The sequence below is a fragment of the Comamonas sp. w2-DMI genome, assembly GCF_040187735.1.
Classification (GTDB): domain Bacteria; phylum Pseudomonadota; class Gammaproteobacteria; order Burkholderiales; family Burkholderiaceae_C; genus Comamonas; species Comamonas terrae.
Genome location: NZ_JBANEL010000040.1, coordinates 1 through 26387, shown reverse-complemented (window position 1 = coordinate 26387; position 26387 = coordinate 1). Strand labels below are relative to the sequence as shown.

General features: G+C 62.7%; 26 protein-coding genes and 1 pseudogene. 7 read left to right on the top strand and 20 right to left on the bottom strand.

The window, feature by feature from the left end; translation table 11 throughout:
• The 9 genes from V8Z74_RS24310 to V8Z74_RS24270 form a co-directional block, all read right to left on the bottom strand.
• A partial coding sequence (locus tag V8Z74_RS24310; RefSeq protein ID WP_227803300.1) for a GTP-binding protein occupies nucleotides 1-123 on the bottom strand: 123 nt, incomplete at its 3' end.
• A 176-nt stretch (nucleotides 124-299) separates the two neighbouring features.
• The gene (gene fusA / locus V8Z74_RS24305) at nucleotides 300-2408 is read right to left on the bottom strand and encodes an elongation factor G (protein WP_066475318.1); all 2109 of its coding nucleotides are present in this window, start codon (nucleotides 2406-2408) and stop codon (nucleotides 300-302) included.
• A 148-nt stretch (nucleotides 2409-2556) separates the two neighbouring features.
• Nucleotides 2557-3030, bottom strand: a complete 474-nt coding sequence (gene rpsG, locus V8Z74_RS24300; protein WP_066475312.1) for a 30S ribosomal protein S7 — start codon at nucleotides 3028-3030, stop codon at nucleotides 2557-2559.
• A 174-nt stretch (nucleotides 3031-3204) separates the two neighbouring features.
• Nucleotides 3205-3582 (bottom strand): 30S ribosomal protein S12, encoded by a 378-nt coding sequence (gene rpsL / locus V8Z74_RS24295; RefSeq protein ID WP_003059441.1) that lies wholly within the window; start codon nucleotides 3580-3582, stop codon nucleotides 3205-3207.
• A gap of 225 nt (nucleotides 3583-3807) precedes the next feature.
• Nucleotides 3808-4989 (bottom strand): D-alanyl-D-alanine carboxypeptidase family protein, encoded by a 1182-nt coding sequence (locus V8Z74_RS24290; protein ID WP_066475310.1) that lies wholly within the window; start codon nucleotides 4987-4989, stop codon nucleotides 3808-3810.
• Between the two features lie 154 nt (nucleotides 4990-5143).
• Nucleotides 5144-5782, bottom strand: a complete 639-nt coding sequence (locus V8Z74_RS24285) for an alpha/beta hydrolase (RefSeq protein ID WP_349711824.1) — start codon at nucleotides 5780-5782, stop codon at nucleotides 5144-5146.
• A gap of 81 nt (nucleotides 5783-5863) precedes the next feature.
• Nucleotides 5864-6214, bottom strand: coding sequence for a (2Fe-2S) ferredoxin domain-containing protein (locus V8Z74_RS24280; RefSeq protein ID WP_066475306.1), 351 nt, complete (start codon nucleotides 6212-6214; stop codon nucleotides 5864-5866).
• A gap of 12 nt (nucleotides 6215-6226) precedes the next feature.
• Nucleotides 6227-7366 (bottom strand): VanZ family protein, encoded by a 1140-nt coding sequence (locus tag V8Z74_RS24275; protein ID WP_349711821.1) that lies wholly within the window; start codon nucleotides 7364-7366, stop codon nucleotides 6227-6229.
• A 188-nt stretch (nucleotides 7367-7554) separates the two neighbouring features.
• On the bottom strand, nucleotides 7555-7974 hold the full coding sequence (locus V8Z74_RS24270) for a CopD family protein (protein WP_066475304.1): 420 nt from the start codon (nucleotides 7972-7974) through the stop codon (nucleotides 7555-7557).
• A 183-nt stretch (nucleotides 7975-8157) separates the two neighbouring features.
• On the opposite strand from V8Z74_RS24270, the gene hemB reads away from it, so the two are divergent.
• Together hemB and V8Z74_RS24260 are read left to right on the top strand one after the other, a co-directional pair.
• Nucleotides 8158-9168: a porphobilinogen synthase gene (hemB, locus tag V8Z74_RS24265; protein ID WP_349711819.1), complete on the top strand. Its 1011-nt coding sequence runs from the start codon at nucleotides 8158-8160 to the stop codon at nucleotides 9166-9168.
• A gap of 141 nt (nucleotides 9169-9309) precedes the next feature.
• The gene (locus V8Z74_RS24260; protein ID WP_349711817.1) at nucleotides 9310-10533 is read left to right on the top strand and encodes a magnesium transporter CorA family protein; all 1224 of its coding nucleotides are present in this window, start codon (nucleotides 9310-9312) and stop codon (nucleotides 10531-10533) included.
• 58 nt (nucleotides 10534-10591) lie between these two features.
• Here V8Z74_RS24260 and V8Z74_RS24255 read toward each other — a convergent pair whose 3' ends face one another.
• Both V8Z74_RS24255 and V8Z74_RS24250 read right to left on the bottom strand, forming a co-directional pair.
• Nucleotides 10592-11014: a DUF1801 domain-containing protein gene (locus V8Z74_RS24255; RefSeq protein ID WP_349711815.1), complete on the bottom strand. Its 423-nt coding sequence runs from the start codon at nucleotides 11012-11014 to the stop codon at nucleotides 10592-10594.
• 24 nt (nucleotides 11015-11038) lie between these two features.
• The gene (locus V8Z74_RS24250) at nucleotides 11039-11731 is read right to left on the bottom strand and encodes a dienelactone hydrolase family protein (protein ID WP_349711813.1); all 693 of its coding nucleotides are present in this window, start codon (nucleotides 11729-11731) and stop codon (nucleotides 11039-11041) included.
• A gap of 127 nt (nucleotides 11732-11858) precedes the next feature.
• Between V8Z74_RS24250 and V8Z74_RS24245 the strand changes: the two genes are divergently transcribed.
• Nucleotides 11859-12611, top strand: a complete 753-nt coding sequence (locus V8Z74_RS24245) for an SDR family oxidoreductase (protein WP_349711811.1) — start codon at nucleotides 11859-11861, stop codon at nucleotides 12609-12611.
• A complete protein-coding gene (locus V8Z74_RS24240) occupies nucleotides 12611-13258 on the top strand; it encodes a MarC family protein (RefSeq protein ID WP_066475284.1) in 648 nt (215 codons plus the stop codon). Before V8Z74_RS24245 ends, V8Z74_RS24240 begins: the two co-directional genes overlap by 1 nt.
• Before the next feature lie 11 nt (nucleotides 13259-13269).
• Here the strand turns inward: V8Z74_RS24240 and V8Z74_RS24235 are convergent, their stop codons facing one another.
• Nucleotides 13270-13776, bottom strand: a complete 507-nt coding sequence (locus tag V8Z74_RS24235) for a hemerythrin domain-containing protein (protein ID WP_349711809.1) — start codon at nucleotides 13774-13776, stop codon at nucleotides 13270-13272.
• Nucleotides 13777-14112: 336 nt separating this feature from the next.
• On the opposite strand from V8Z74_RS24235, the gene V8Z74_RS24230 reads away from it, so the two are divergent.
• A complete protein-coding gene (locus V8Z74_RS24230; RefSeq protein ID WP_349711807.1) occupies nucleotides 14113-15543 on the top strand; it encodes a tyrosine-type recombinase/integrase in 1431 nt (476 codons plus the stop codon).
• 186 nt (nucleotides 15544-15729) lie between these two features.
• Complete coding sequence (locus V8Z74_RS24225; protein ID WP_349711805.1) at nucleotides 15730-17844, top strand: hypothetical protein; 2115 nt, start codon at nucleotides 15730-15732, stop codon at nucleotides 17842-17844.
• A 156-nt stretch (nucleotides 17845-18000) separates the two neighbouring features.
• Here the strand turns inward: V8Z74_RS24225 and V8Z74_RS24220 are convergent, their stop codons facing one another.
• The 4 genes from V8Z74_RS24220 to V8Z74_RS24205 all read right to left on the bottom strand — a co-directional run bounded on the left by V8Z74_RS24220 (nucleotide 18001) and on the right by V8Z74_RS24205 (nucleotide 22300).
• Entirely contained in the window at nucleotides 18001-20052 is a 2052-nt protein-coding gene (locus V8Z74_RS24220) for a DUF4238 domain-containing protein (RefSeq protein WP_349711803.1), read from the bottom strand.
• A 114-nt stretch (nucleotides 20053-20166) separates the two neighbouring features.
• Nucleotides 20167-21093 carry a nucleotidyl transferase AbiEii/AbiGii toxin family protein gene (locus V8Z74_RS24215; RefSeq protein WP_349711801.1) on the bottom strand — a complete coding sequence of 309 codons (927 nt, stop codon included), beginning with the start codon at nucleotides 21091-21093 and terminating at the stop codon, nucleotides 20167-20169.
• On the bottom strand, nucleotides 21086-21844 hold the full coding sequence (locus V8Z74_RS24210) for a type IV toxin-antitoxin system AbiEi family antitoxin domain-containing protein (RefSeq protein ID WP_349711799.1): 759 nt from the start codon (nucleotides 21842-21844) through the stop codon (nucleotides 21086-21088). The genes V8Z74_RS24215 and V8Z74_RS24210 overlap by 8 nt, the downstream gene beginning before the upstream one ends.
• 102 nt (nucleotides 21845-21946) lie before the next feature.
• Nucleotides 21947-22300 (bottom strand): helix-turn-helix transcriptional regulator, encoded by a 354-nt coding sequence (locus tag V8Z74_RS24205; RefSeq protein WP_349711797.1) that lies wholly within the window; start codon nucleotides 22298-22300, stop codon nucleotides 21947-21949.
• Nucleotides 22301-22501: 201 nt separating this feature from the next.
• Here V8Z74_RS24205 and V8Z74_RS24200 point away from each other — a divergent pair.
• Nucleotides 22502-22732 (top strand): annotated as a pseudogene (locus V8Z74_RS24200) (transposase); the annotation flags it as partial.
• A gap of 298 nt (nucleotides 22733-23030) precedes the next feature.
• On the opposite strand, the gene V8Z74_RS24195 reads toward V8Z74_RS24200, so the two are convergent.
• The 4 genes from V8Z74_RS24195 to trbF are packed head-to-tail and all read right to left on the bottom strand — an operon-like array spanning nucleotide 23031 to nucleotide 26252.
• Complete coding sequence (locus tag V8Z74_RS24195; protein ID WP_349711795.1) at nucleotides 23031-23276, bottom strand: DUF2274 domain-containing protein; 246 nt, start codon at nucleotides 23274-23276, stop codon at nucleotides 23031-23033.
• Nucleotides 23273-24547: a TraB/TrbI/VirB10 family type IV secretion system protein gene (locus tag V8Z74_RS24190; protein ID WP_349711793.1), complete on the bottom strand. Its 1275-nt coding sequence runs from the start codon at nucleotides 24545-24547 to the stop codon at nucleotides 23273-23275. Before V8Z74_RS24190 ends, V8Z74_RS24195 begins: the two co-directional genes overlap by 4 nt.
• A gap of 2 nt (nucleotides 24548-24549) precedes the next feature.
• Entirely contained in the window at nucleotides 24550-25551 is a 1002-nt protein-coding gene (gene trbG / locus V8Z74_RS24185; RefSeq protein ID WP_349711791.1) for a P-type conjugative transfer protein TrbG, read from the bottom strand.
• A complete protein-coding gene (gene trbF, locus V8Z74_RS24180; protein WP_349711789.1) occupies nucleotides 25548-26252 on the bottom strand; it encodes a conjugal transfer protein TrbF in 705 nt (234 codons plus the stop codon). The genes trbG and trbF overlap by 4 nt, the downstream gene beginning before the upstream one ends.
• Between the last annotated feature and the right edge of the window lie 135 nt (nucleotides 26253-26387).

Genomic DNA, 26387 nt, shown 5'->3' with positions numbered 1-26387 from the left:
GCCAAACTTCTTCGACAGAACGGTAGCGATGGCAGCCGTCAGGGTGGTCTTGCCGTGGTCAACGTGACCGATGGTGCCCACGTTCACGTGGGGCTTGGTTCGTTCGAATTTTTCCTTTGCCATGATTTCTCCAAAGAGCAAAAACCTGTGTGGTGTTTAAGGTCTGCACCCCATTGCTGACTCGCCCCGCACAGGTGACAGGACGGCATGGGATCGCAGACCGGCAAAAATCGCGGCAGCCCCAAGGAGCTGCCGCGATCAAAACCGTCGATTATGACTGATTAGCCAGCTTTCGCCAATTACTTGGCGCGGGCAGCCACGATGGCTTCGGCCACGTTACGGGGAGCTTCGGCGTAGTGCTTGAACTCCATCGTGTAGGTGGCGCGGCCCTGGGTCTGCGAACGCAGCGAAGTGGCGTAGCCGAACATTTCGGACAGGGGCACTTCGGCCTTGATGGCCTTGCCGCCGCCGACCATGTCGTCCATGCCCTGCACCATGCCGCGACGGGAAGACAGGTCACCCATCACGGTACCGGCGTAGTCTTCGGGCGTCTCGACTTCCACGGCCATCATGGGCTCGAGGATGACGGGGTTGGCCTTCTTGGCGGCTTCCTTGAAGCCGAAGATGGCAGCCATCTTGAACGCCTGTTCGGACGAGTCCACGTCGTGGTACGAACCGAAGGTCAGACGCACCTTGACGTCCACCACGGGGTAGCCAGCCAGCACGCCGGAGGTCAGTGCCTCTTCCACACCCTTCTGCACTGCAGGGATGTATTCGCGAGGCACCACGCCGCCCTTGATTTCGTCGACGAACTCGAAGCCCTTGCCGGCTTCCTGGGGCTCCAGCGTGAACACCACGTGGCCGTACTGGCCCTTACCGCCGGACTGGCGAACGAACTTGCCGTCCACGTCCTTGACGGTGCTGCGCACGGTTTCGCGGTAGGCCACCTGGGGCTTGCCCACGTTGGCTTCCACGTTGAACTCGCGCTTCATGCGGTCCACGATGATTTCCAGGTGCAGCTCGCCCATGCCGGCGATGATGGTCTGGCCGGATTCTTCGTCGGTACGCACGCGGAACGACGGATCTTCGGCAGCCAGACGCGACAGGGCGATACCCATCTTTTCCTGGTCGGCCTTGGACTTGGGTTCCACAGCCTGTGCAATCACGGGCTCGGGGAAGACCATGCGCTCGAGCACGATGGGAGCAGCCACGTCGCACAGCGTTTCGCCGGTGGTCACTTCCTTCAGGCCCACGCAGGCAGCGATGTCGCCGGCGCGGATTTCTTCGACTTCGATACGCTCGTTGGCCATCATCTGCACGATACGGCCGATGCGTTCCTTCTTGCCCTTGACCGAGTTCAGCACGGTGTCGCCCTTGGTCAGAACGCCGGAGTACACGCGCACGAAGGTCAGCTGGCCCACGAATGGGTCGGTCATCAGCTTGAACGCCAGAGCAGAGAACTTCTCGGCGTCGTCGGCCTTGCGCGACAGCTTCTTCTCTTCGTCGTCAGGATCGGTACCTTCCACGTCGGGGATGTCCACGGGTGCGGGCAGGTAGTCGATCACGGCGTCCAGCATGCGCTGCACACCCTTGTTCTTGAAGGCGGTGCCGCACAGCATGGGCTGGATTTCCACAGCCAGGGTACGGGCACGCAGACCTGCCTTGATGTCCTCTTCGGACAGCGTACCTTCTTCCAGGTACTTGTTCATCAGGTCTTCGCTGGCTTCGGCCGCAGCCTCCACCATGTTTTCGCGCCACTTTTCAGCGGTTTCCTTGACCTCGGCAGGGATGTCGGTGTATTCGAACTTCATGCCCTGGGAAGCTTCGTCCCAGATGATGGCCTTCATCTTCAGCAGATCGACCACGCCCTTGAAGTTGTCTTCGGCACCGATCGGCACCACCACGGGCACGGGATTGCCCTTCAGGCGGTTCTTGATCTGGTCCACGACCTTGAAGAAGTTGGCGCCGGTACGGTCCATCTTGTTCACGAAGGCCAGACGAGGCACCTTGTACTTGTTGGCCTGACGCCACACGGTTTCGGACTGGGGCTGCACGCCGCCCACTGCGCAGTACACCATGCAGGCGCCGTCCAGCACGCGCATGGAACGCTCCACTTCGATCGTGAAGTCCACGTGGCCGGGGGTGTCGATGATGTTGAAGCGGTGCTCGGGGTAGGACAGGTCCATGCCCTTCCAGAAGCAGGTCACTGCAGCGGAAGTGATGGTGATGCCACGCTCTTGCTCTTGCTCCATCCAGTCGGTGGTGGCTGCGCCGTCGTGCACTTCACCCAGCTTGTGGGTCACGCCGGTGTAGAACAGGATACGCTCTGTCGTGGTGGTCTTGCCTGCGTCAATGTGCGCCGAAATACCGATATTGCGGTAGCGCTCGATGGGGGTCTTGCGAGCCATGATGGATCCTTGATTGATCGAGGAGAAATTGCTGCAGCGGGCCTCATGGGCGAGCGAAGCAGCAACTTAAATGGGGATGCTCCGAATCAAGACAAGGCCGCAAGCAAACATTGCATGCGGCCTGTCCGATTTTCGTGCGAAGTGCCGATTAGAAGCGGAAGTGGCTGAAAGCCTTGTTGGCTTCGGCCATGCGGTGCACTTCGTCACGACGCTTCATGGCGCCACCACGGCCTTCGGTAGCTTCCATCAGCTCGTTGGCCAGGCGCTGGGCCATGGACTTTTCACCACGCTTGCGGGCGGCTTCCTTGATCCAGCGCATGGACAGAGCCAGGCGACGGACGGGACGCACTTCCACAGGCACCTGGTAGTTGGCGCCACCCACACGGCGGGACTTGACTTCCACCATGGGCTTGACGTTGTTGATGGCAGTGGTGAACACCTCCAGAGCATCCTTCTCGGGCTGCTTCTTGGAGATCAGTTCCAGAGCACCGTAGATGATGCGCTCTGCAACCGCCTTCTTGCCGCCTTCCATGATCACGTTCATGAATTTGGACAGCTCTACATTGCCGAACTTGGGATCCGGCAGGATTTCACGTTTGGGGACTTCGCGACGACGTGGCATTTTTTACCTCTATCTTTGCTTCAGTTGGCGCCTTCCTCAGGCACCGCGAGAGCCAATCTGGGACTCCCACTTACTCGACCCGCGCAACCATTTGCGCATCAGGTCACTACGCTGGATCTCGCGCCACGCGGGATACAGCACCTACTTGTTCGAATGCTTTCGAAAACCCTGGGCTTACTTGGCCTTGGGCTTCTTGGCACCGTACTTCGAACGGGCTTGCTTACGGTCCTTGACGCCTTGCAGGTCCAGGGAACCGCGCACGATGTGGTAACGCACACCGGGCAAGTCCTTCACACGGCCGCCGCGCACCAGCACCACGCTGTGCTCTTGCAGGTTGTGGCCTTCACCGCCGATGTACGAGATCACCTCGAAACCGTTGGTCAGACGCACCTTGGCCACCTTACGCAGAGCGGAGTTGGGCTTCTTGGGCGTCGTGGTGTACACACGGGTGCACACGCCACGGCGCTGGGGGCAGTTTTCCATAGCAGGGCTCTTGGATTTAACAACTTCGACCGTGCGGCCCTGACGCACGAGTTGGTTAATGGTTGGCATTAATAAACGTCCCTAAACGTGAAATTGCTTCGTGAAAGCAATGGTTTGCTCGCCCGGATTTGCGATCCGGGCGAAAACGTGAATCCCTTCGGAAAATCCGAAAAGCCCTCGACTGTACCAGTTTGGCAAAACCTGCACAACTGCCGGCCGCGATGGCCGTCACTCCTGCATGCCTTCCCGCCGCAGCCCGGGGCTGGCCCTGAAGCTGCGCCGCCGGACCGGAACTTACTTGATCCAGAGGCGGATGGTATCCCACAGGCGGCCGAAGAAGCCGGCCTGCTCCACGCCCTCCAGCGCCACCAGCGGCACCTCGGCCACCGTGTCGGTGCCCAGCTTGACCTTGAGCGTGCCCATGGGCTGGCCCTTGGCAATGGGAGCGATCAGCGGGTCCTGGCGCACCACTTCGGTGCTCAGCTTGCCGCCGCTGCCGGCAGGCACGCTGACCACGATGGGCGTGGCGCGCCCGACCTTGACGCTGTTGGCCGAACCCTTCCAGACCTGGGGGGTGACCACGGGCTGGTCGCCGTCGAAGAGCTTGACGGCGTCGAAGGCCGCATAACCCCAGTTCAGCAGTTTCTGGCTTTCGTTGGCGCGCGCCTTCTCGCTGGCCGTGCCCAGCACGATGGACAGCAGGCGGCGGCTGCCCACGTTGGGCATGTCGCGCTTGGCCGTGGCCACCAGGCAGTAGCCGGCTGCAGCCGTGTGGCCGGTCTTGAGGCCGTCCACGGTCGGATCGCGGAACAGCAGCGAATTGCGGTTGGTGCCGTTGGAGGCCGGCGTGCCCGGATAGTAGTAATGCTTGGTCGAGTAATAGTGCATGTACTCGGGGAAGTCCTGCATCAGGCGCTGGGCCAGGATGGACAGGTCGCGCGCCGTGGTCAGGTGGCCGGGCTCGGTCAGGCCTTCGGGGTTCTTGTAGGTCGTGTTCTTCATGCCCAGGGCCTTGGCCTGCTCGTTCATGAGACGCACGAAGTTTTCCTGGGAACCGCCCACGGCCTCGGCCAGCGCCATGGTGGCATCGTTGCCCGACTGCACGATCATGCCCTTGATCAGGTCGTCCACCGGCACCTGCATCTTGGGGTCGATGAACATGCGCGAGCCGGGCATCTTCCAGGCCAGCTCGCTCACGGGCATCTTCTGCTCCAGCGTGATCTTCTTGGAGCGCAGCGCGTCGAAGACCAGGTAGCCGGTCATCAGCTTGGTCAGCGAAGCCTGCTCGACCGGCGAATCGATGTCCTTGGCGCCCAGCACCTGGCCGGCGGTGACGTCCACCAGCAGGTAGTTGCGGGCGGCGATCTCGGGCGGCACGGGCGCGGCGACCTGCGCCAGGGCCGAGACGGAAACAAAGGCGGGAACCATGGCCGCAGCCAGGGCTACGGCACGCACGGTGGAATGGATGGGCTGCATAGTAAAGCTCTTGCTAAAGCGTTGAACGAGGCGTCGGGAGACAGGAAAAAGACAGAGCAGGCAGCGAAGCCGGATGAAGCGGAGCCGCCCCGTGCACTGCGAGCCATGCGCGGCGCATGGCTGGACGAGGCATCACAGGCGGCTTGGGCATGCGTTACGGGGAGATCAGGTGGCGCACCACCAGGCTCTTGAGCAGCGGCAATTGTCCGTGAAAGAAATGGCCGCCACCGGGCACGACGGTAACAGGCAGTATCTGCGGCCGCGCCCAGTCCATGACGGAGGCCAGCGGCACGGTGTCGTCGGCCTCGCCATGGACGACCAGCGTGCGCTCGTGTGCCTCGGCCGGCACGGCAGCCACCTCGAAGCGACTGGCGGCGGTGCCGACCAGCACCACCTTCTGCACCCGCTCCTCGCCCCACAGCGTCGCCAATGCATGGCTGGCGACGAAAGCGCCGAACGAGAAGCCGGCCAGGGCGATCGGGCCTTGGGGCGCAACCTGCCGCACCACGGCCAGCATGTCCTCGAACTCGCCGCGGCCCGCATCGTGCGTGCCGGCACTGGCGCCGACGCCGCGGAAGTTGAAGCGCACGGCTGTGTAGCCACACTGCACAAAGGCGCGCGCCAGGGTCTGCACCACTTTGTTGTCCATGGTGCCGCCGAACAGCGGATGGGGATGGGCGATGACGGCCACGCCACGCGGGCTGCGCCCTGCCTCCAGGCCGGGCGCGTCGCGCAAGGCCTCGATGGCGCCGGCCCCGCCGGTCAGGGTCAGTCGTTCAGTCTGCGAATTCACGGTATTGCTATCCTGTTTGTAGCTGCTTGCGCCTGCTTGCCTTCACTTGACACTTGAAATCGCATCAAGTTCCTTGCGGGATCAGCGTCCCACGCTATCGGGAAGTACCAGGCGCTCCACCACCTTGCCGTTCTTGAGGTGGGATTCGACGATCTCGTCGATGTCGCTGTCGTCTACGAAGGTGTACCAGACGCCCTCCGGGTAGACCACGGCCACGGGCCCCCCCGCGCAGCGGTCCAGGCAGCCGGCCTTGTTCACGCGCACGCGCCCCTTGCCCGCGAGCCCCTCCTGCTTGACGCGCTGCTTGCAGTGGTCGAAGCCGGCCTTGGCGCCATGCAGCGCGCAGCAGTCCTCGCCGTTGGCACGCTCGTTCAGGCAGAAGAAGATGTGGCGCTGGTAGTAACCGCCCGCGGTGTCTTGGTTCTCGCTCATAGTGCGAGCATTCTAGGCAGGCTGCTGGCGGCGCGACACCCGGATCACGACATACGCCAGCGTGGCGTAAGGCCAGAGCCAGCCCAGCCACTGGCCCAGGCCGTAGAAGCGGATGAAGCGCCCCTGCTCCCAGGCCTGCAGGGTCTGGGAGAAATAGGCGTTCGTGGGCGCCTGGTTCAGGATGCTCAGGTGCAGCACCAGCACCATCAGCAGCAGCACGGCACAGGCGCGGCGCGGCAGCGGCAGCGCGATCACGGCCAGCCCCAGGCCGCCCCATACACCCAGGCGCACCGGCAGGTCCACCCATTCCCAGGCATGCACCGGGCCCCAGCTCAGCGCGGCCGACAGAGCCGTCACGCCCACGCCGGACAGCGCCAGCAGCAGGGCGGCGGCCGCGCGCCGCCCCATGTGGCGGACCATGCAGTAGGTCAGCAGGCAGGGGATCCACAGGCCCAGCATCACGCACAGCATCTCGGTCACCATGGACAGCGGCGTGAGCGCGAAGTCGCCCAGCGGCATCCAGGCCTCGAACGGCGTGCCCAGCAACAGATCCTGCAGCCACTCGTCCAGGCGCTCCAGCACCTGGCCCAGGCTGAACGGCACCGCAGCCGGAAACAGCAGCGCACACGGCCACAGCGCCAGCAGCACCAGGATGCCGGCATCGCCCTCGCCCACCCAGCGGCTGCGGAAGGCGCTCCAGCGCGCCACGGCGCCCAGCTTTTCCAGCACCAGCGCCAGCACGGCGCCGATCAGGGTACCGGCCGCGTTGAGCACGAAATCCATGTTGGAAGGAACGCGGCGCGGCAGATAGATCTGCAGGAACTCCATGCACAGCGACAGCAGGGAGCCGGCCAGCACCGCCACGGGCACGGCCGCGCGCGGCCAGCCCGAGCGCATCAGCGCCAGCGCCAGCAGAAAGCCCAGCGGCCCGTAGCCGACGATGTTGGTGTTGACGTCGAACCAGGTCCAGTATGGCGGCGGGATCCTGGCCAGCAGAAAGACATGCGGCTCGATACCCTGGGCACGCCAGCCCTCGAACGGGAACAGGCTGGCGAACACGATCAGCGCCGCATACACCAGCGCCAGCGGCCAGGCCGTGGTGGCATGGACCGGCGAAACTGACGGGTCCTGTACGGTCTTTACCTGCTCCATCTCAGTCATCCATGGTGCTGCGCATGAAACTGGCGCACCCCAAGCAAGGGCAGCCGAGCCAGGGCCCGAACCGGCCGCGCCGCCCCGCGGCGAGGGCTGCGCCGGCAGCCCGTACACCCCCTCCCATAGCGCGAAGCGCGTAGAGAGAGGGGGCAGGCGCGAAGCGACTCCGGGGGTGTTGCTTCATCTCAGAACGGCTTGACCACGACCAGGATCACCACGGCCACCAGCAGCAGCACCGGCAACTCGTTGTAGATGCGGAACCACCGGTGGCTGCGGCGGCAGGTGTTGTCCTGCAGCTTGCGCAGCAGCACCGCGCAGCTGTGGTGGTAGCCGATCACCAGCAGCACCAGCAACAGCTTGGCATGCAGCCAGCCGCCTGCGCCGCGCCACCAGCCCAGCCACAGCCACAGGCCCAGGCCCACGGCCGGCACGGCCAGCAAAGTGGTAAAGCGCAGCAGCTTGCGGGCCATAACCAGCAGGCGCTCGCGCTCGGCGACCGAACCCGGCGGCACCATGGCCAGATTGACGAAGATGCGCGGCAGATAGAACAGGCCGGCAAACCAGCTGGCCACGAAGACGATATGAAAGGCTTTGACCCAGAGCATGCAGGCAGTGTAAGGCGGTGCCCGCGCCGCGGCCGCTGCGCTATGGGCGCGTTGCCCACTCGGTCTTTTGCCGCAGCGCCCGGGCTGCCATTCTGTCTGGGTATGCGCCCAGGTATGTGACATGTCAACCGGGTTACGGGGCCGCCGCCGGTCCGCCGCCCATGCTTGGTGCACAATTTCCCCATGCATCTGTCTAGCCCCACTCCTTTTCCGCACAACCGCCCGCGCCGCCTGCGCCGCGATGCCTTCACCCGCAACCTGGTGCGCGAGAGCGTGCTGACGCCCCACGACTTCATCTATCCGGTGTTCGTGCACGAGGGCACCAATCGACGCGAGGCCGTGGCCTCCATGCCCGGCGTTGAGCGCCTGAGCCTGGACCTGCTGCTGCCCGTGGCCGAGGAGTGCGTGAAGCTGGAAATTCCGGTGCTGGCCCTGTTTCCCCATATCGACGCCGCGCTCAAGACGCCCGACGGCAAGGAGGCCACCAATCCCGACGGCCTGATTCCCCGCGTGGTGCGTGCGCTCAAGAAGGAATTCCCCGACCTGGGCGTGCTCACCGACGTGGCGCTGGATCCCTACACCAGCCACGGCCAGGACGGCATCCTCGACGAGACCGGCTACATCCTCAACGACGAGACCGTGGAAGTGCTGATCGGCCAGGCGCTGGCCCACGCAGGCGCCGGCGTGGACTTCGTCGCGCCCAGCGACATGATGGACGGCCGCATCGGCGCGATCCGCGAAGCGCTGGAGCTGCAGGGCCACATCCACACCCGCATCATGGCCTACAGCGCCAAGTACGCCAGCGCCTTCTACGGCCCGTTCCGCGATGCCGTGGGCACGCGCGGCGCGCTGGGCAAGGCCGACAAGAACGTCTACCAGATGGACCCGGGCAACACCGACGAGGCCCTGCGCGAGGTGGCGCTGGACATTGCGGAAGGCGCCGACATGGTCATGGTCAAGCCCGGCATGCCGTACCTGGACGTAGTGCGCCGCGTCAAGGACGAGTTCAAGGTACCGACCTTCGCCTACCAGGTCAGCGGCGAATACGCCATGCTCAAGGCGGCCGCAGCCAACGGCTGGCTGGACCACGACGCCGTGATGATGGAGTCGCTGCTGGCCTTCAAGCGCGCGGGCGCCGACGGCATCCTGACCTATTTCGCGATCGATGCGGCCAGGAAGCTGCGCGGACTGTAGGCGCGCGCGGTGGCCGCATATTTTTTGATAGCTGCCCGCGCTTGTCCTACTTGCGCCCGCGGCCTGCCGGGGCAAGATTGCCCCGGTACAGGACGGCCCTGATGGGCCGTTTTTTCTGCCCATGGAAAGAGTTGATTGCCCATGCGTGTGCTGCATATTTCCACGCTGTATGCCCAGCCCCAGGAGGCCCTGCCCACCCAGCCGCCGCTGACCGGCTTCTACTGGGTGTCGTGCACGCGCGCGGAACTGGAAACCCAGCTGCCGCAGATCCAAGCCATGCTGGGCAGCGTCTGCGGCTATCCGCTGGTGGACCTGCATGTCTCGGACCTGCTCAACCCGCAGCTGCCGTCCAACTACGACTACACCTCCGCCTATGACGTGCTGGTGTTCCGCCGCCTGGCCGACACCCACCTGCCGCCGTTGCCCTCCGCCGCGCCGGCAGGTTCGCCGGCTGCCTCGCTGCCCCCTCCGGCCGGGCCCGCAGCCGCTGCCCAGCCCGCCAGCACGCCTGCGCCGGTGGCGGCAAGGTCCGCCGCCCAGGCCTCCCACCGTCCCGCGCACATCGTCGCCGACAGCAGGAGCCCGGTGCTGCAGCGCGTCGAAACCCTGCCGGTGGGCTTTGCCCTCTACGACCAGTTGCTGCTGTCCGTGCATCCCGAGGAATGCCTGCTGCGCAACAGCTACTGGCAGAAGCTGCAGACCAGCCCGCCGGCCTCGGACTCCCGCCCGGTCTCGGCCAAGCTGCCCGCCGAACCGGCCGACCTGATGCTGCGCATGGTCAATGCCATGGTCGACGGCTACCTGGACCTGCGCCGTTCGCTCACGCGCCAGATCGACCACTGGCAGATGGCGCTGCTCAACCCCAACGGCCGCTTCACCAACTGGGCCAGCGTGCTCGACGTGCGCCTGACCCTGCACCAGCTCGACGAAATCTGCGAGGACCAGCGCGCCTCCATCCAGGACTGGACCGAGGCGCTGGAAGGCTGGCCGCCCGAATCCACGCCGGCGCGCCAGCGCGAGCGCGAGCTGCTCACCGTGCGCTCGCGCGACGTGCTGGAGCACATCGAGCGCGTCATCCACCATATCCGCCGCATGGAGCAGAGCGCCGAGACCGCGGTGCAGATGCATTTCTCGGCCCAGAGCAACCGGGCCAACGACATCATGCGCACGCTGACCACGGTGACGGCCATCTTCCTGCCGCTGAACCTGATTGCCGGCATTTTCGGCATGAACTTCGAGTTCATCCCGTTCGTGCACAAGAAAGACGGCTTCATCTGGGCCCTGGTGTCCATGGCCGTGATCACCGTGGTGCTGGTCGCCTACTTCTGGCGCCGGCGCTACCTGGAAAGCGAAGAGCAGAAATAAAACAGCGGCTGGCGCCTGCCCTGCCGGCGCCAGCCGCTATCGTTGTCAATCCACAGGATCAGCGTCCGGGCCTGGCGGCCTTGGCCCGCTTCAGGCTGCGGTTGAGGTCGATGGCTTCGCGCACCAGGGCCCTGAAGGCCTGTTCGTCGACCGGCTGGCCCTCGAAGATGTCGATGGCCCGGCGCATGTTGCCTTCCAGGCTGGCATTGAACAGCCTGTGCGGGTCGGCCAGCGCGGCGCCGCGCTGGAAGGTGAGCTTGACCTTGTCGCGGTAGGACTCGCCCGTGCACAGCATGCCCTCGCAGGACCACACGGGCGTGCCGCGCCATTTGCACTCCTCGACGACGCCGGGCTCGACCTCCTTGATCAGCGCCCGCATGCGCTGCAGCGCCACGGCGCGCCAGCCGCCCAGCGCGGCAATGCGCCGCTCCACCTCTTCGGAGCCCGAGGCCCCGGCTTCCACAGACTTGTCCGCTGCCATGGCAAGCTCCCGCCCAGCCAGGCTTCAGCCCAGATGCTCGGCAAAAAAGGCCAGCGTGCGCTCGCCGGCCAGATGGGCCACCGCCTCGTCGTAAGCCGGCCGCTGGTCGCAGTTGAAGCCATGGTCGGCGTCGTAGAGAAAGACCTGGGCCTTGGGCTGGGCCTTCTGGAAGGCCTCCACCGACTCCACAGTGATATGCCGGTCCCGGCGGCCGAAGTGCGCCATCACCGGGCACCAGGCCTGGCGGCAGGCCTCGATCTCCGTGGTCATGCCGCCGCCGTAGTAGCACACGGCCGCCGACAGGCCGGGCAGCTCGCAGGCCGAGCGCCAGCTCCACAGCCCGCCCCAGCAAAAGCCCACGATGCCGACCTTGCCCCCGGGTACCTGCTCGGCCGCATAGGCCACGGCGGCCTCGATGTCGACCTGCGCGCCCGGCGGATGCAGTTTTTCCACCGCCATCTTCAGCGCCATGCCCTCCTTCATGTCCGCTTCGCCATAGCCCAGCTCCACGCCGGGGCGGATGCGGTCGAACATCGCGGGCGCGACAGCCACATAGCCCTGGGCCGCGTAGCGCTCGGCCACCGAACGGATATGGTCGTTGACGCCGAAGATCTCCTGCAGCACCACGAGGGCGCCGCGCGGCTTGCCTTCGGGCATGACCACCCAGGCGGAAGTCTTCCCGCCATCCACGGCCGTCAGTTCTACATAGCTACCCATTGCCCAGCTCCTTTCCGTTGTACAAAGACTGCAGCCCGCCCGGCCGGAATCTGCAGCCAGCGCAATGCTGTCATAGTGCAGGAGCCGCCGGGGTAGGCGATCCGGCCATTTTTTCACAGGAGAGTCCATGGAGCGCAAAGTAGCCCTCATCACGGGAGGCAGCCGCGGCATAGGCGCCGCCACGGCCCTGCTGGCGGCCGCCAGGGGCTGGGATCTGGTCATCAGCTACGCCCGGCAGGGCAGCGCCGCCCAGGCCGTGGTGCAGCGGGCCCAGGCCCTGGGCGCGCAATGCCTGGCAGTGCAGGCGGATGTGGGCGACGAGGCTCAGGTCCTGCAGCTGTTCGCAGCCGCGGACCGGCACTTCGGCCGCCTAGATGCGCTCGTCAACAACGCCGGCGTGGTGGACGCCGGACGGACGGTGGCCGAATACAGCCTGCAAAGGCTGGAACACATGTTCCGCATCAATGCCATAGGCCCGTTTCTCTGCGCGCGCGAAGCCGTGCTGCGCATGAGCACGGCCCGCGGCGGGCGCGGCGGAGCCATCGTCAACGTCTCCAGCATTGCCTCCCGGCTGGGTGCGCCGCGCCAGTATGTGGACTACGCGGCGGCCAAGGGCGCCATGGACGTGATGACGCTGGGCCTGGCCAAGGAAGTCGCGGCCGAGGGTATTCGCGTCAACGCCGTGCGCCCGGGGCTCATAGACACCGACATCCATGCCAGCGGCGGTCAACCCGACCGCGTGCAGCGCCTGGCACCCAACGTGCCCATGCAGCGCGGCGGCACGCCAGAAGAGGTGGCCGATGCCATCGTCTGGCTGATGTCCGACGGCTCGCACTACACCACGGGCAGTCTGATCGAGATTTCCGGAGGCAATCTGTAATGGATCTCAAGCCGCTGATCACCCTGGTCGCCATCATCAACCCGCTGGCCATCGTCCCGTTCTTCATCCACTACACCGAAGGCTTCAGCCACCAGCAGCGGCGCCAGACCGTGCGCACGGCCGCCCTGGCCGCGTTCTGCGTGATTGCCGTCTGCGCGCTGCTGGGCCTGCAGATCCTGCAGTTCTTCAACATCTCGCTGCAGAGCTTCCAGGTCGGTGGCGGCCTGCTGCTGCTGATCAGCGCCATGAACATGCTGAGCGCGCGCCCCGCCGAGGAGCGGCAGACCAATCCCACGCTGCAGGCCGGTGCCGAAAAGGCGGCCGAGGGCAACAGCATCGCCGTGGTGCCGCTGACCATTCCGCTGCTGACCGGGCCGGCCGCCATGTCCACCGTGGTGATCTATGCGGACCAGGCACGCACCATCTGGCAGCATGTGGCCCTGCTGGGCTACGGCGTGGTCGTGGCCATTGCCATCATGGTGTGCTTTTCGCTGGCCGATCCGATTGCGCGTGCGCTGGGCAAGACCGGCATCAACGTGATGACGCGCCTCATGGGCCTGATCCTGGCCGCCCTGGCCATCGAGGTGATGACGGGCGGGCTGATCAAGATCTTCCCCATCCTGGCATCGCCCGCGATCTACCCCTGAGCCCCGGGCCGTCAGACAGCCAGCTGCGCCGTCCCGGCCTGGTCGGCGCGGCCGCCGCAGGCGCCACCGCAGCCGGTGATCAGTTGCTCCGGCAGCTCCTGCGGTGCGAGCAGCCGGCCCGTGAGGGGATCGAAGCCCACGCGCCGCAGGTGCAGGGCCAGGGCCGCGTCCATGTTCTGCGCGTGGTGGCTGAACCAGGGCCCGAGCTCGGCCGCCATGCCGCGGATGGTGGCCAGATCGCCCTGCGCCCCCCTGGCCGCGCCTTCGCGCATGACGGCCAGCACCACCTTGTGCTGCTGGCTGTGGCAGTTGCCGGTGGCAAAGCGCGTGGCCTGCATCCAGCGGTCTTCCTGGTCGAAATGCTGCTGGGTATGCGCTATCAGCTCCTCCCAGAGGGCGCACAGCCGGTCGTCTGCCGCCTCCTCCACTCGGGCCAGCAGGGCCACGAACTCCTCGTGCACGGCATCCATGGCCGGGAGGTCCAGAACCAGGGCGGGGGTCCATTGCAGGCTTGCCATAGTGCTTCCTTTGCGGTGACTTCAAGAAACCGCAGCTTAGGAAACCGGCGCGGGAAGCCGCTTGATGCAGGTCAGCGAATGGCAAAAACAAAAAAGCCTTCTGACAGATGTCAGAAGGCTTGTTGTGTGGTCGGCGTGGCGGGATTCGAACTCGCGACCCCTTGCACCCCATCGAATTAATTACACTTTTTCCCCGAACGTCTTCGGACGTTACTGGATCGAAAAAACCCTTTATATTCAATAGGTTAAATCGAAATCCTCGTCTTCTGAGGTTCAATGAAATCCGGGGGTAGCCAGCGGCTGGTTTACCCCTCAGTTTACCCCTCAGGAGCATTTATGACCCGCTATCCCAAGGCCGGCAAAGGCCGTAAATGGACGATCAAAGAGCTGGAAGCGATCCCGCCGGAATGGAAAGGCGACACCCTCAGCGACAGTGACGGCCTGACCGGCGAAGTTCGCGTTGCCAGCGACGGCGCCGTGTCCGTCCGATTCAAAAGCGCCTTCAAATGGGGAGGCAAAGTCGCTTGGCACCAGTGCGGCACCTGGCCTACCGTGAGCCTGGAATCCATCCGCCGCTCCCGCGACGACGCCCGCGAACAAGTGCGCTCCGGCGTCGATCCGCGCGACCAGAAAAAAGCCGAGCGCATCGAGGCCCAGGCCCGTGTCGAGGCCGTGATCGCCGAGAAAGCCCGGCAGGATGCCGCCGACGCCACAGTGCAGCAAATGTTCGATGCCTGGATGGCCGATGGCGTCAACCGCAAGGACGACAACGCGGAACTGAAGCGCTCCTTCGAGAAAGACCTCCTGCCGGTCATCGGGCACCTGCCCGTTCGCCAAGTCACTGAAAGCCACCTGCGTGATCTGCTGCGCGCAGTCATTCGGCGAGGAGTCTTTCGCATGGCCATATGCCTCTACAACGATCTGGTGCAGATGTTCCACTGGGCCGAAAGGCGCCAGCCCTGGCGCGGCCTGATGATCGAGGGCAACCCAGCAGAACTGGTCGAAATCGCCAAGCTGCTGCCGAGCGACTACGACCTTGATGGAGAGCGCGAGCGCATTCTGTGTCATGACGAAATCCGCGAGTTGCGCAACATCTTCCAGCAGATGCAGGCCGACTACGACACTGCCCCCAACAAGCGCTCCACGACACGCCCCCTCCAACAGGAAAGCCAACTGGCGCTGTGGATCTCGCTCGGCACCACCTGCCGGATCGGTGAGCTGCTGATGACCGAATGGAAGCATGTCGATTTGAAGAAGGGCGAGTGGTTCATCCCTCGGGAGAACGTCAAGGGTCGCATCGGCAAGAAGCAGGATCAGTTGGTCTTCCTGTCCGACTTCGCTTTACGCCACTTCAAGACCCTGCGTGCCCTCACCGGCGATACCCGCTGGTGCTTCCCCGCTAGGCATGTGGAGGACAGCCATGTGTGCGTGAAATCCGTCTCCAAACAGGTCGGCGACCGGCAAACCCAGTTCAAGACGCGGACAAAGCCGCTGAAGAAGCGCCGTCACGACAACACCCTGGTGCTGGCCAATGGCGCCAACGGCGAATGGACGCCCCATGATATGCGCCGCACGGCCGCCACGATGATGCAGGCCTTGCGCATCAACCCCGACGTCATCGACCGCTGCCAGAACCATGTGATGAAGGGCAGCCGGGTGCGCAGGCACTACCTACACCATGACTACGCCGATGAAAAACGCGAAGCTTGGCGCGTGCTCGGAGCCAAGCTGGAGGAAGTCCTGTCGACAGTACCTACCTCGCCGTAGACAGGACACACCAAGCGTCGAGGATGGCCCATGCACTACATGGCATATTTGCTTGGCACAGTCGATAATAATTCAGTAGCCTATCACTTGGCCAGGATTCCCATTCATTCGTTGGTTCTCGATTTCGCGAACCACCACATGCTCTCAGCCACTTGTAGGAAAGCCCGTCGATGCAGCGATATCACCATGAATAAATCCAGCACTGCCGCCACTCTTTGGCAAAAGATTACAGAATCAGCGGGCTCAGGCTATCTAAAACGTGCCCATGAACGCAGTTTCTCACTCAATGTTTTTCACATGAATGCCGTGGAGCTCATGGAGGCAGTGCAGAGAGTCAAGAACCCAGATCAGGGTATAGCCTGGATGATGGAAAAAAACCGTGAAGCCGGGCTTCAAGCCCATCGCGAGCTTAGCCGTCATGTTCACAACTTTGTTTCATCTGCATTGACCCTCGTTGAGCACACACGGGTCTTCATGAGGAAACACTACGCCGACACCGACCTCTTGGAGACCTACGAGAAGCAAGTGACAGCAACTTTTGCACAATCACCCGTTGCGCAGTTTGTTCAAGGCCTTCGGAATTACATGCTGCATAGAGGTCTTCCGAATTCCAGCATGTTTATGACGTTCACGGCCAGCCCTGGCGTGACGGATGGTTCAGGGACAATGGAAACTGGCGTGCGCTATGCCACTGCCACGCTTCTTGATTGGGACGGTTGGAAGCCTGCGGCGCGTGCTTACTTGCAGCAGGTCGGTGAGTATCTATACCTACACGAATTTACTCAAAATTATCTAACACTTGTCAACCAATTCCACAGCTGGCTGGACACAGCTCTCGCAGTACGTCATCAGTTAGACATCCAAGAGTTCGACCAATTGCAGGCACAGCTCCACGCTATTGATCCAATGGAGCAGCCAATTACCATTGCACCAGCAGATGCGCAAAAACTCACTACCACCGAATCCTTTGAATTCACTTCGCTGCAAATCACTGAATTCGGGGAAATATCCTCTAATCTTTTAGAAAAAATTCGTGAGTTTCACTTCCTGCAGCCCCCTGAGAGCTTTCCTACTGAAAGACCAATTACCACAATAACGGATCGCGATCTGGCTGGCCCCATCACTCTTTGGGAGCAAGATGCAAACGGAGAGGCCGCCTTCGTGTTCATCCGTTGCGAAGGTAAATTCTATGGTCTCTCGGAGAGCGACTATAGGCTCCTTGATCGCCTGATCGATGCTGTTATGGAATCAACTTGGGCTCGCAATAGCATTAGCCGTAAGTTCGTCGAAAAGGTCTTCTGCGATTGGGCTAGACAACGATTTGATGCAGAGGGGCCACACTTCCCTGAAGTCCTGCTCATGGCGATCCGGGAGAACGTCAAGGTGATTGAAGTTTGGGCTCCGCTCGCTAACATGGAAGTCGAACAAGGTTTTAACTTCGGCCCTGTTCGCATCGAATCAGTTACCGCTGCCGTAATAGAAAATCTACGCGGCAAGACCCCCTCACTGCCACCGGAGCATGAGCAACAAGTTTGTCAATTATTTGATAAATTGAGAAATGAGGTTCAAGGCTACGCTGCCGTTGTAGTTTCTATGGAGGCTGAGCCAGAAATTGCGCAAGAGCGAACCCTGCGGATTGCTCAAGATGCTGTGGATTTATTGCGCTTTTTTTCTCCAGCGGCGTATAGGTCGCACCAATTTAGCCCAGTAGCACTCGCAGGTGCGGAGTATATGCCGGCATCCAAGCTAATTGTGCGACGTGAAGACGGCTTCCTGTTCACTCAAGGTCTTCTGCCGAAAAATATATGGCCCTGGCGTCTATCTACGCAGAAAATTTCAGAGCTCCAGTCCGACCTCCTAGATACTGCTGCATCACTGGTGATGCCGGAAGGCCTGAGCGAATTTTCTATGGCTGTACGGGCAAGCCTCCTAATCTACAGCAAAGGCACCACTTTAGTTGCTCCACTGGATCGCCTACGAAACTGTCTATCGGCCCTTGAAGGCGTTCTTCTTAGGCATGAAATGGAACCGCGGGCGCACAGTATCGCAAATCGAATGAGCTTTCTTCTCGCTCATACGATGGAAGATCGCAACGCCATTAAACAGGTCGTCCGGCAAATCTACTGGCTCCAGAGCCGGCCCCAACTGATGGCGCAAGATCGCCGAGAGGATGAGTTGATCGCGGTCTTTACGTCCTATGCTTACGAGGCTCTTCGCTTAGCGCTTAGCAATACCCCGGCCTTCAATTCGAAGATTCATTTTGTGGCCGAAGTTGACAGGATAGGCCTATCTGCCAAATAGTTGCCCATGCTGAGGGCGCAGTTAGCAATCAAGGGCGTGTACTGTTCGGGACTGAGTGGGCTCTTTGGGCTTCCTGTTCACTCGGCCGTTTCCGCCCGCAGTGTTAGCTCTCACCAGAAACACGTATCCATCATCATGCACGCCGCCTTCGCTGCATCAAGCCAGCAGCATCAAGCGAGTGCTCTTGAGTTGCTCATCCCCAAGCACCTCCATCCAGATTTGCTCCGGAGCCGGAATTGAAAGCACGATGCCAAAAGACCAAAGCACTCGCTCAATGTGACTGCCAAGGAGCACGAGGTCAGAATCTCCCACAAGGCTCTCGCGAGAATCAAAGAATCGCCCCAGGTCAAGGTCGAACAGTTCGATCCAGTCACCTAAGCCGACCGCCTGCAGCGCCTCAATGCTCTTGCTAGCCTTCCAGCGTTCAACTTCGCCGCCAGTAGTCGCACATGCATTTGCCGTGGCACAAAGCATTTGCTCTACATGTCCAAGTGCTAGAAGCAGAGCTGCATCCACGTCCCTGCTCTGAATGAAGTGCAAGCGGGCATTGCCAATGCCCTGAAAGCAACTAGCCAAAGCCTGACTATAGAAGTCATCGGTGGCTGAAAATTCCTCGTCCGATATCCGCCCAATTCCAGACAGCCGCCCCCCAAAATAGTGCGAGCAGAAGAGGTGCGCCGTGCGCAATCCAATTATTTCCAGCAGCGGTCTCGGTCGCTGCAATATTTCTTTGGGAATCTTAGAAGCTACGGTAGCGTAGTACGTCGCCCGTCCAGCCTGGTGACGAATCAACGCTGCCGCGGCCCGAGCAAGCTGATGGCCCTTGGTGACCATGTTGACAGCCTGCGTAGTAACGAACAATTGGCAAGAGACTCCATCTGGGATCTCTGTCACGTGACAGGTTCCTAATTTCACAGTTTGAGCGGTGTAGTCGTTCAACGTCACTCCGCGCTCGCGTAAGGAGTGCACTACGTTGTCAGTAATCACGATTGCTTCAACGATTTGCAAACCCGCCTGCAGTTCAGGAAAATTCATCAGATTGCGAACGGTAGCTTGTGCTTTGCCACTCTTACGGCTCGTAGGCTCGAACTTGATGGGAACCTTGACCAGATCCTGCGGCTGACTCTTGGTCTCTGATAGTTCGCCATCGCTGATGCCCCTATCAGGTGCGTCGAACGCTTGCTCTTTCACCAAACTGTCAACGTACTTGGAAACTGTTCTTCCAAGGAACTGTGCAGCTTCGGCTGTTTGCGCATCCACTTGCGAACTAATGAAAAAGTCCAATGAACACTGGGCAAAAGAGCGATTCAGTGATGCCACATCGATTTCTGGATTGCCAAAGCACCCCACCAGCACCTTGCTTGAGCAAATGGGCATTACTACTCCAGCAAGTTCATCATCGCTCAGAAGCGAATACGGCACCATCTCCTGAAAGTCCGATGTTCGCGCCCCTACTGCAAGACAGTCCGGGAGCACGAAGTGAGCCGGTGACTCTGCCACAACGATTTGCCAATCCATTGCTTTCAGGCGTTCTACGCGAAGAGCGGGTGCCATGTCTCTGTCCAATGCCTTGCTGTGTCCGCTAACAACCATCTCTGGAATTTTTTCAAGCAACATGCTGAGCATTTGTAAGAACATTGCAGCAAGGCCTGGGAACATCTGGGGAAACTTTTCCCGGGCTCGGAAGTGCACGAGTTTCGCTAGCGCATTCCTGCCGCTTTCTGGGATAGTTCCAAACTGCGAAAGGATCTCCTCTTCAATCAACTTGACCAATGCAGACTCTGATTTGAGCGAGTCAACTTCGAGCAAAGCACGCGCGGTTTCATTGCTTTTCATGGCACCCGAAAAATAGTCCAGCATCTCAGAAGCAATTGCCGAAAAACTGCCTCGGACAAATCCAGAACGAATTGACAGATGAACCACCACCGCCGCAGCTACCTGCGAATCAACTGGCCCGGCTGGAGCCTCGCGCAAAGCAACGATGGCAGGTGACAAGACCATGCTTTCATAGGTCGTAATCTTGTCATCAAGCGATTGCTCATCCGACGGCCCTGAGTAGAAGTCCCGCTGCGCAGCGACACCCTCAGTTGAAGAATGATAGGGCTCCTGCCCTTTCTTGAAGACATACACCTGTGTCTTCTTTCCCTTGGCAACCCCAAAGCCCCTTTGCAGTGCCTGCGGAATAAAGTGCTGCTTTCGACCTGCCATCCCTTGCCCCTTCTTTTGCATAAATTAGTGAGTTTTGCCACACATAGTCTTTGGCAGCCACCGCAGCAAAGCAGCTATCCAAATCCATCGACTAACTGCCCCTAAGTACCATTATCAAAAGCAGGCTAAATTAAGCCCCTCATCCAGCGCCTTGGCATGCGCCACAAAATCCCCAGGGCGCCTCTTGCGAAATGCCTCCAGATTGGCCAGTTTCCAGCGCAGGGCCGGCAATTCAGCGGCATGGGGACATTGCAGCAAGGACCAGTCAGGTTCCGCACGCACCAGCCCGCTCAGGAACTGCTTGTGCGCCGCAGTCAGCCGATGCGGCAATTCCTCTCTCAACCGGGCACGCGCGGCCAGCAGCGTCTCCAGCGCGCAATCCACCTCGGTCATGCCGACAAAGGCGCGCTCGTATTCGGCCGCGATGTCCTTGTCATTGCCGAACAGCACCTCGTGCGGCGGCCGGTTATGCCCGGCCAGGTACAGCACGAAACACTCGGCCATGCCTTCCGTGAGGCCCCCTGCTTCGTAGAGTTGCCACACATCGAACAAATCGCGCGGATGCTGCCGATCCAAGGCCGCCACCAGCTTGCCGGCATACAGCTCGTCACGTGCCAGGATAGGCGCCTCGAACTCGACGCCGAACAAGTCACTGGTCTTCGCGCTCAGGCGCCGGTATTCGACCGGCAGCACCGCTCCTCGGAAAACGACGTTCACCTCAACCTTGACCTGGCTGGTGTCGTTCTCGGCCACTAGCTTGGTATCCCCCAAGTCCTTGCTGCGCACCAGGCGCGTGTGCAGGCCCAGCGGCGCCACGCGCTGCGCGATGGCAGCCAGTTCGCTGTTGATCGCCTGCAGCGCCTCCTCGCGCGGCATCTGCCAGGGCCGGAACACCACGTCGATGTCCACCGACAGGCGGGGCATGTCCTGCACGAACAGGTTGATCGCCGTGCCGCCCTTCATCGCGAAGATGTCGTTGGCAAAGACCGCTGGCGCCACGGCCAGCAGCAGGCGGACGGTATCGGCGTAGCTCTTATCCATGGGGCTTCAAACTCAACAAGGTGCCATCGGCCATCTGGCTCATCCAGCGCTTCTGGCTGCCGGTACGCAGCCGGTGCCGTGCTAATAGCTCATCGACATCGACCACCTCTGTCTCGCGCGCCCAAGTCAGGAACAGGCGCACGGCCTTCACGCTCTTGCAGCACGACATCAACTGCCCCAGCAGTTCCTTGCGGGGCGAGCGCAGGCCGTCGAACAGATTGCGAGCCTCCTCCAGGCTCTGCTTGGTACCCACCTCGTACAGCATCTCCAGCACCGCGCGCTCGGGAACGGATACGCGTAGCCCATCCGGCAGGCCGGGCGGCATGGTCAGGGTATTGTCGGCTAGGGAAGTATCCGGCCAGTCGAATAGCGCCCCTTGGACGTAGCGCGCCGGAAAGCGCTCCGTGAACCACTGCGGCAGCGAAAACCTGGCATCGCCCCACAGCACCAGCGTGTCGCGACTGCCCAGATGGTGCCGCACGCCCTGCAGAGCCAGGGCACTCTTGCCGCCCACGTGCAGGCCAGGCACGCGCCTCTGCAGGAACAGCAAGGCGCCATGCACGCCAAAGGGATCATTGGGGAACGCATAGACCCCGTAGGCCAGCCGCACCAGCCAGCCCTCCTCGGCGTAGTGCGCGGCGAGCTGGGGCGACACTCCGAACTGCGCCAGAATGGTCAAGTCGAACGGCGACCCCCGGGGCAAATCCGCCTGCAGTCGCTTGATTACCTGATGCCTTGAATTTCCTTCCATGCTTGTAAATTAGCACAAAATTCAATCAATCAGGAAGAAGGCAATCACCAATCTGCAGGAAAAGTAGCATCCGATGCTATTTTTGAAGCAGAATCCAATCATTTATGCCAAGTGGCCGCTAGCCGCCAGTCGCTGCTGAATCCATCCATGGATGGCCGCCTCTGACCAAGAGGCCGCACGCGGCCCCACCTTGACCGAGCGCGGAAACATCCCATCCCGCATCTGCTGGTAGATCACGGATCGGCCCAGGCCGGTCAGCCGTTGCACCTCAGGCAGGCGCAGCAGCCGGTCACGCCGATCTGGTGCTGGCCCAGATGGCAACCCTGAGTCCTGCCCCAGCAGATCGAGCGCCTCCTGCAGCAAATGCGCGGCACGCATGGCCCGATCGCCGTCCAAGCCGCCATCCGCCTGTGCTGGCTGGAACTGCTTCTGACCGTCTGAAATCCTGGCACGCATAGGGCATCTCCTTGCAGATAGCGCGACAGCATCCATTGCCATCGCCCACAGCCCATAGCGTGCCGAGAACAGCCATCGCTGCCAACCTGACACAGCAAGGTGGAGCGTGCTTATGCAGACTTGAAGACCTGCAGAACGAGGAACGCGCAGGCATTCTGTATGTCTCGCTGGAGTTTGGGACGGCACACCATCTCTGCGCATGTGGGTGGACGGCCGTATCCGGAAGAATTCAAGGCCGAAGCGGTCAAGCAGATCACCGAGCGCGGCCACAAGGTGGCCGATGTGTCGGCTCGGCGGGGCGTGAGTCAGCACAGTCTTTATCAATGGATCAAAGCCAAGCGCACGCCGACCGGTAATCGGCAGGTGCAGGTGTCGCAGGCAGACGAACTACGGCGGCTGAAGGCTGAGCTCAAGCGCGTGACAGAGGAGCGCTACATGTAAAAAAATGCCGGTGTCAAGTCTTTCGTGCAAATCACGCAGGGCTTGAAACCATATATGGGACAGTAGGTTAGCTCGTTTTCAGGCCGCTTCGCAGAAGTACGGCCTCGGGGGCTAGGAGCCACATAGGAGCGTCGGGAGAGAAAGCCGGATCGCGCTGAGGCGTGCGGGATTGCCGAGGAACGGCGGGCTTGCCTGACCATCATAGCCCCAATGACTTGGCGGCATCCAGAATGAAGAACGCGCAGCCCCAGGCTGCGCGTTCGATAGATGACGTTGGCATGCGATGCCATCATGTCGGCTTCGATGGCGCGCTTCGGGTCGCCGCGCCCTTCCTGAATCCCCGATCCCCCGCCATGAACGCCTCCAGCATGTGCGGGATCAACTTCTCTGCATCGACGGCTTCGCCATACGCCTGCGCGTGCAGCGCGGCGTAGCGGTCGAGGTCGGCTTTCAGGCTGGCCGGGCAGGCAAAGGTCAGCTTGACGTTCTCGGTCTTGGGCAGCGGCCCGAGCCGCAGTTTCTTGGTCGTGCTCATTGCGAGGCTCCCCGGTTGAAGAACAACGGCTGGTAAGGACGCAATACCAAGTCACGCCCCACGATCACCCGAACCGGCAACCCTGGCCGCGCAGTCAATGTCGGCTGTACATTCATATTGCGCCGGGTGATCTCCTGCCCCACCTGGTTAATGCTGTCCTGGGCGCTGTCGCGCCCGGCGATGACGATGCGGTTGCCGTCCTGCCGGTTTTCCGACGCGGCCAGCTCGGCGCCGACGCCCAGCAGCGTCGTCAGCACAGCGCCCGCGAAGATGCGCCTCCAGTGCCAGTCCACATCGTCTTCCAGGCCGGCATAGCCGGCCGGATCGGTGCCCACAAGATTGTCGAGCGTCAGCGAAGACGTGTCGGGCAGGATGATCCGGTTCCACACCACCTGCACGCGACTCTGCCCGTAGCTGACCTGGCTGTTGTAGCGCCCGAGGATGCGCGATCCCTGCGGGATCAGCAGGAACTTGCCGGTAGCCGTGTCATAGACCGGCTCCGTCACCGTGGCGATCACGTCGCCGGGAAGATCGGACTTGATGCCCGTCACCAGCGCACCGGCGATCACCGTTCCGGCCATTACCTGATAGGGCGAAGCCGGCAGCGCCAGATTGCCGGAATTGCGGGTTTCCATAGAGCCGGCTTTCAGGAACGCCTCTTTCTGGTCTTGGCGGTTCTGCGTAGCGGTCGGGTCGGCAGGCTGGGCCGCCACCGACGCCGGCCCGGCGGCGAGCGGGTCGAAGGCCGCGAGCGCGCTTGCAGCGCCAGGCGCACCCGGCGCTGCCTGCGCCACCGTGGCAGCGGCTTGACCATGGCCACCCGAACGGAAGAACACCGACGAAGCCGCTGCTGCTTCCGCCTCCTTGCGCAAAGCGTCGTTGGGGTCATGGCCGGGGGCCGCGTAGGCGGCCACGGCCGGCTGCTGCGAGGCCACGATGGCCGGGCCGAGGTCGCCCGGCAGCGGCGGCCCCAGCTCGGGCACTTGCAGCGGTAGCTTCGAGTAGTCGGCTGGCAAGCCGTCCAGCCCTTCGGACTTCGAGACGCGATCCACGTTGTAAAGCTCGGTCTGCTCGCCCGCGCCGCGCCGGTGCGGCTGCAATGACCAGATCGTGGCCCCGAGCACGGCGACCGACAAGCCGCCGACAAGGATGGCCAGCGTGCGCCGGTTCAGGCGCGTGACCGCGCGCGGTTGGGCGCGCAGCGCCACCGCCTCGGGTGCGACCTTGCCCGCCTGCGGCGTGGCGAGGTCGGGGGTGTCGTCTTGGCTCATGGTCAGTTCCTCCCGACCGCGCCTACGACGCCATCCGTGCGCTCGATCCGCACCACGTCGCCCTTGTCCCCGCCCAGGCGCAGTTCGGCCGCGCCGAACAGGCGATCCACGATGTAGTACGGCGAGCGAAAGCGGTAGTTCACCAACTGCCCATCACCCTGCGCGCCGATCACGAACAGCGGCGGCAGCTCGCCTTGCGCGATGCCCGGCGGGAACTGGATATAGACCTTCTCGCCATCGTCAAAGGCCCGCAGCGGCTTCCACGGCGGATTGCTGCCAGACACGGAGTAGCGGAAACGGATCTTCTCCAGCGACAGCCCGGCATCGACCGGCGCGGCGGCGCTGGTCGCCTGCGCCTGGCGCTGCAAGGCCAGCATCTTGTCCTTCGGGTACTCCCAAGACACCGAGGCCATCCACGTCTTTTCCGTCGAAGTCAGCTCCAGCAGGTACGTCCTGCGGCTGGTGGTGATGACGAGATTGGTCTTGAGGCCCGAGCGGATCGGCTTGACCAGCACGTTGACGCGCAGATCGGCACCGCTGCCGCTGGACGTATCGCCCACGATCCAGCGCACGGTATCGCCGGCGGCCACCGTCACCAGCTCCTCGCCCGGCTGGAGCGAAATCACGGTCACGCGGCCCACGGCCGCATAGACCTGATAGAGCGCGCCATCGGTGAACGGCCACACCTGAATCGCGTTGACGTAGCCCTCGCGCGTGGGCGCGACGCGGGCCTCTGCATTGGCGCGCGAGACGCGCACCTTCTCGTCGGCCGGCTCCGGCGCGGGCTTGGCGTCCTCGGCTTCGGGCAACGGCTTCAACTGCGCCGGCATCGGCAGCACCTCGGGCACGGCCACCACCTCCACCGGCGCGGGCGGCTCGGGCAGCGGCTGGGCCTGCACAGGCTCATCCAGCGAAATCACGGGCGGCGGCTTGCCCTGCGTGGCGCAGCCCGCCAGGGCCGCAAGCGTCAGCACGGAAGCGTAAATACGGAAAGACAGATTCATGGCTTTGCTCCTTCGGAAGAATCCAGTTCGCGGCTCCACGACAGGCCGTTGACGTAGATGCCCAGGGGGTTCTTGCGCAGACGTTCTTCGGTGCGCGGCGTCTGCTGCACGACGGACACCACGGCCGTCCACCGCTCCAGGCCCGCCGCGGCGCCGTTGACGTAGCGGCGTTCCGTCCAGCGCACGTTGAAAGACGTGTCGCTGGCGCGCACGACGCTGGTGATCTGCACCGTCACCGACTCCTTGCCGATGCGCGCGAACGGGTCGTTGACCCGCGCGTAGTCGTTGAGCACGGCCGCGCCCTTGTCGGTCGTGTAGTCGTAGGCGTCCAGCCAGTTCTGGCGGACGACGATGGGGTCGATGGACAGCGAGCGCACCAGCGTCACGAAGCGCGCGATGTGGTGCGCGGTCTGCGCATCGTTGGGCCGGTACGGCGTGGCGGCTTCGCCCACGGCGCGCACCTGGCCCGCGTTGTCCACCTCCACGACGTAGGGCGTCACGATGGACTGCGCCGAGCGCCACACCAGGCCGCCAGCCATCAGCAGCGCGAGCGTCAGGCAGCCGAAGGCCATCAGGCGCCAGTTCTTCGCCTGCACGCGCGGCGAACCGATGCGCTCGTCCCACACCTGGCCGGCAGCTTGATACGGCGTGGCAGGCTGCGGCGTGTCGGCGTAGCGCACCTGCGGTTTCTTGAATCGCATGGTCAGTTCTCCTTGTGAATCGCTTTAGTCATCGGCGCCGCGCAGGCTCGGCCCCTGGCCGGAGCCGCCGCCATCGCCACCGCGCAGTGCGTGGGCGGTGGTGGTCGCGGCGTGGGTGAGTTGCTGGCGGCGATG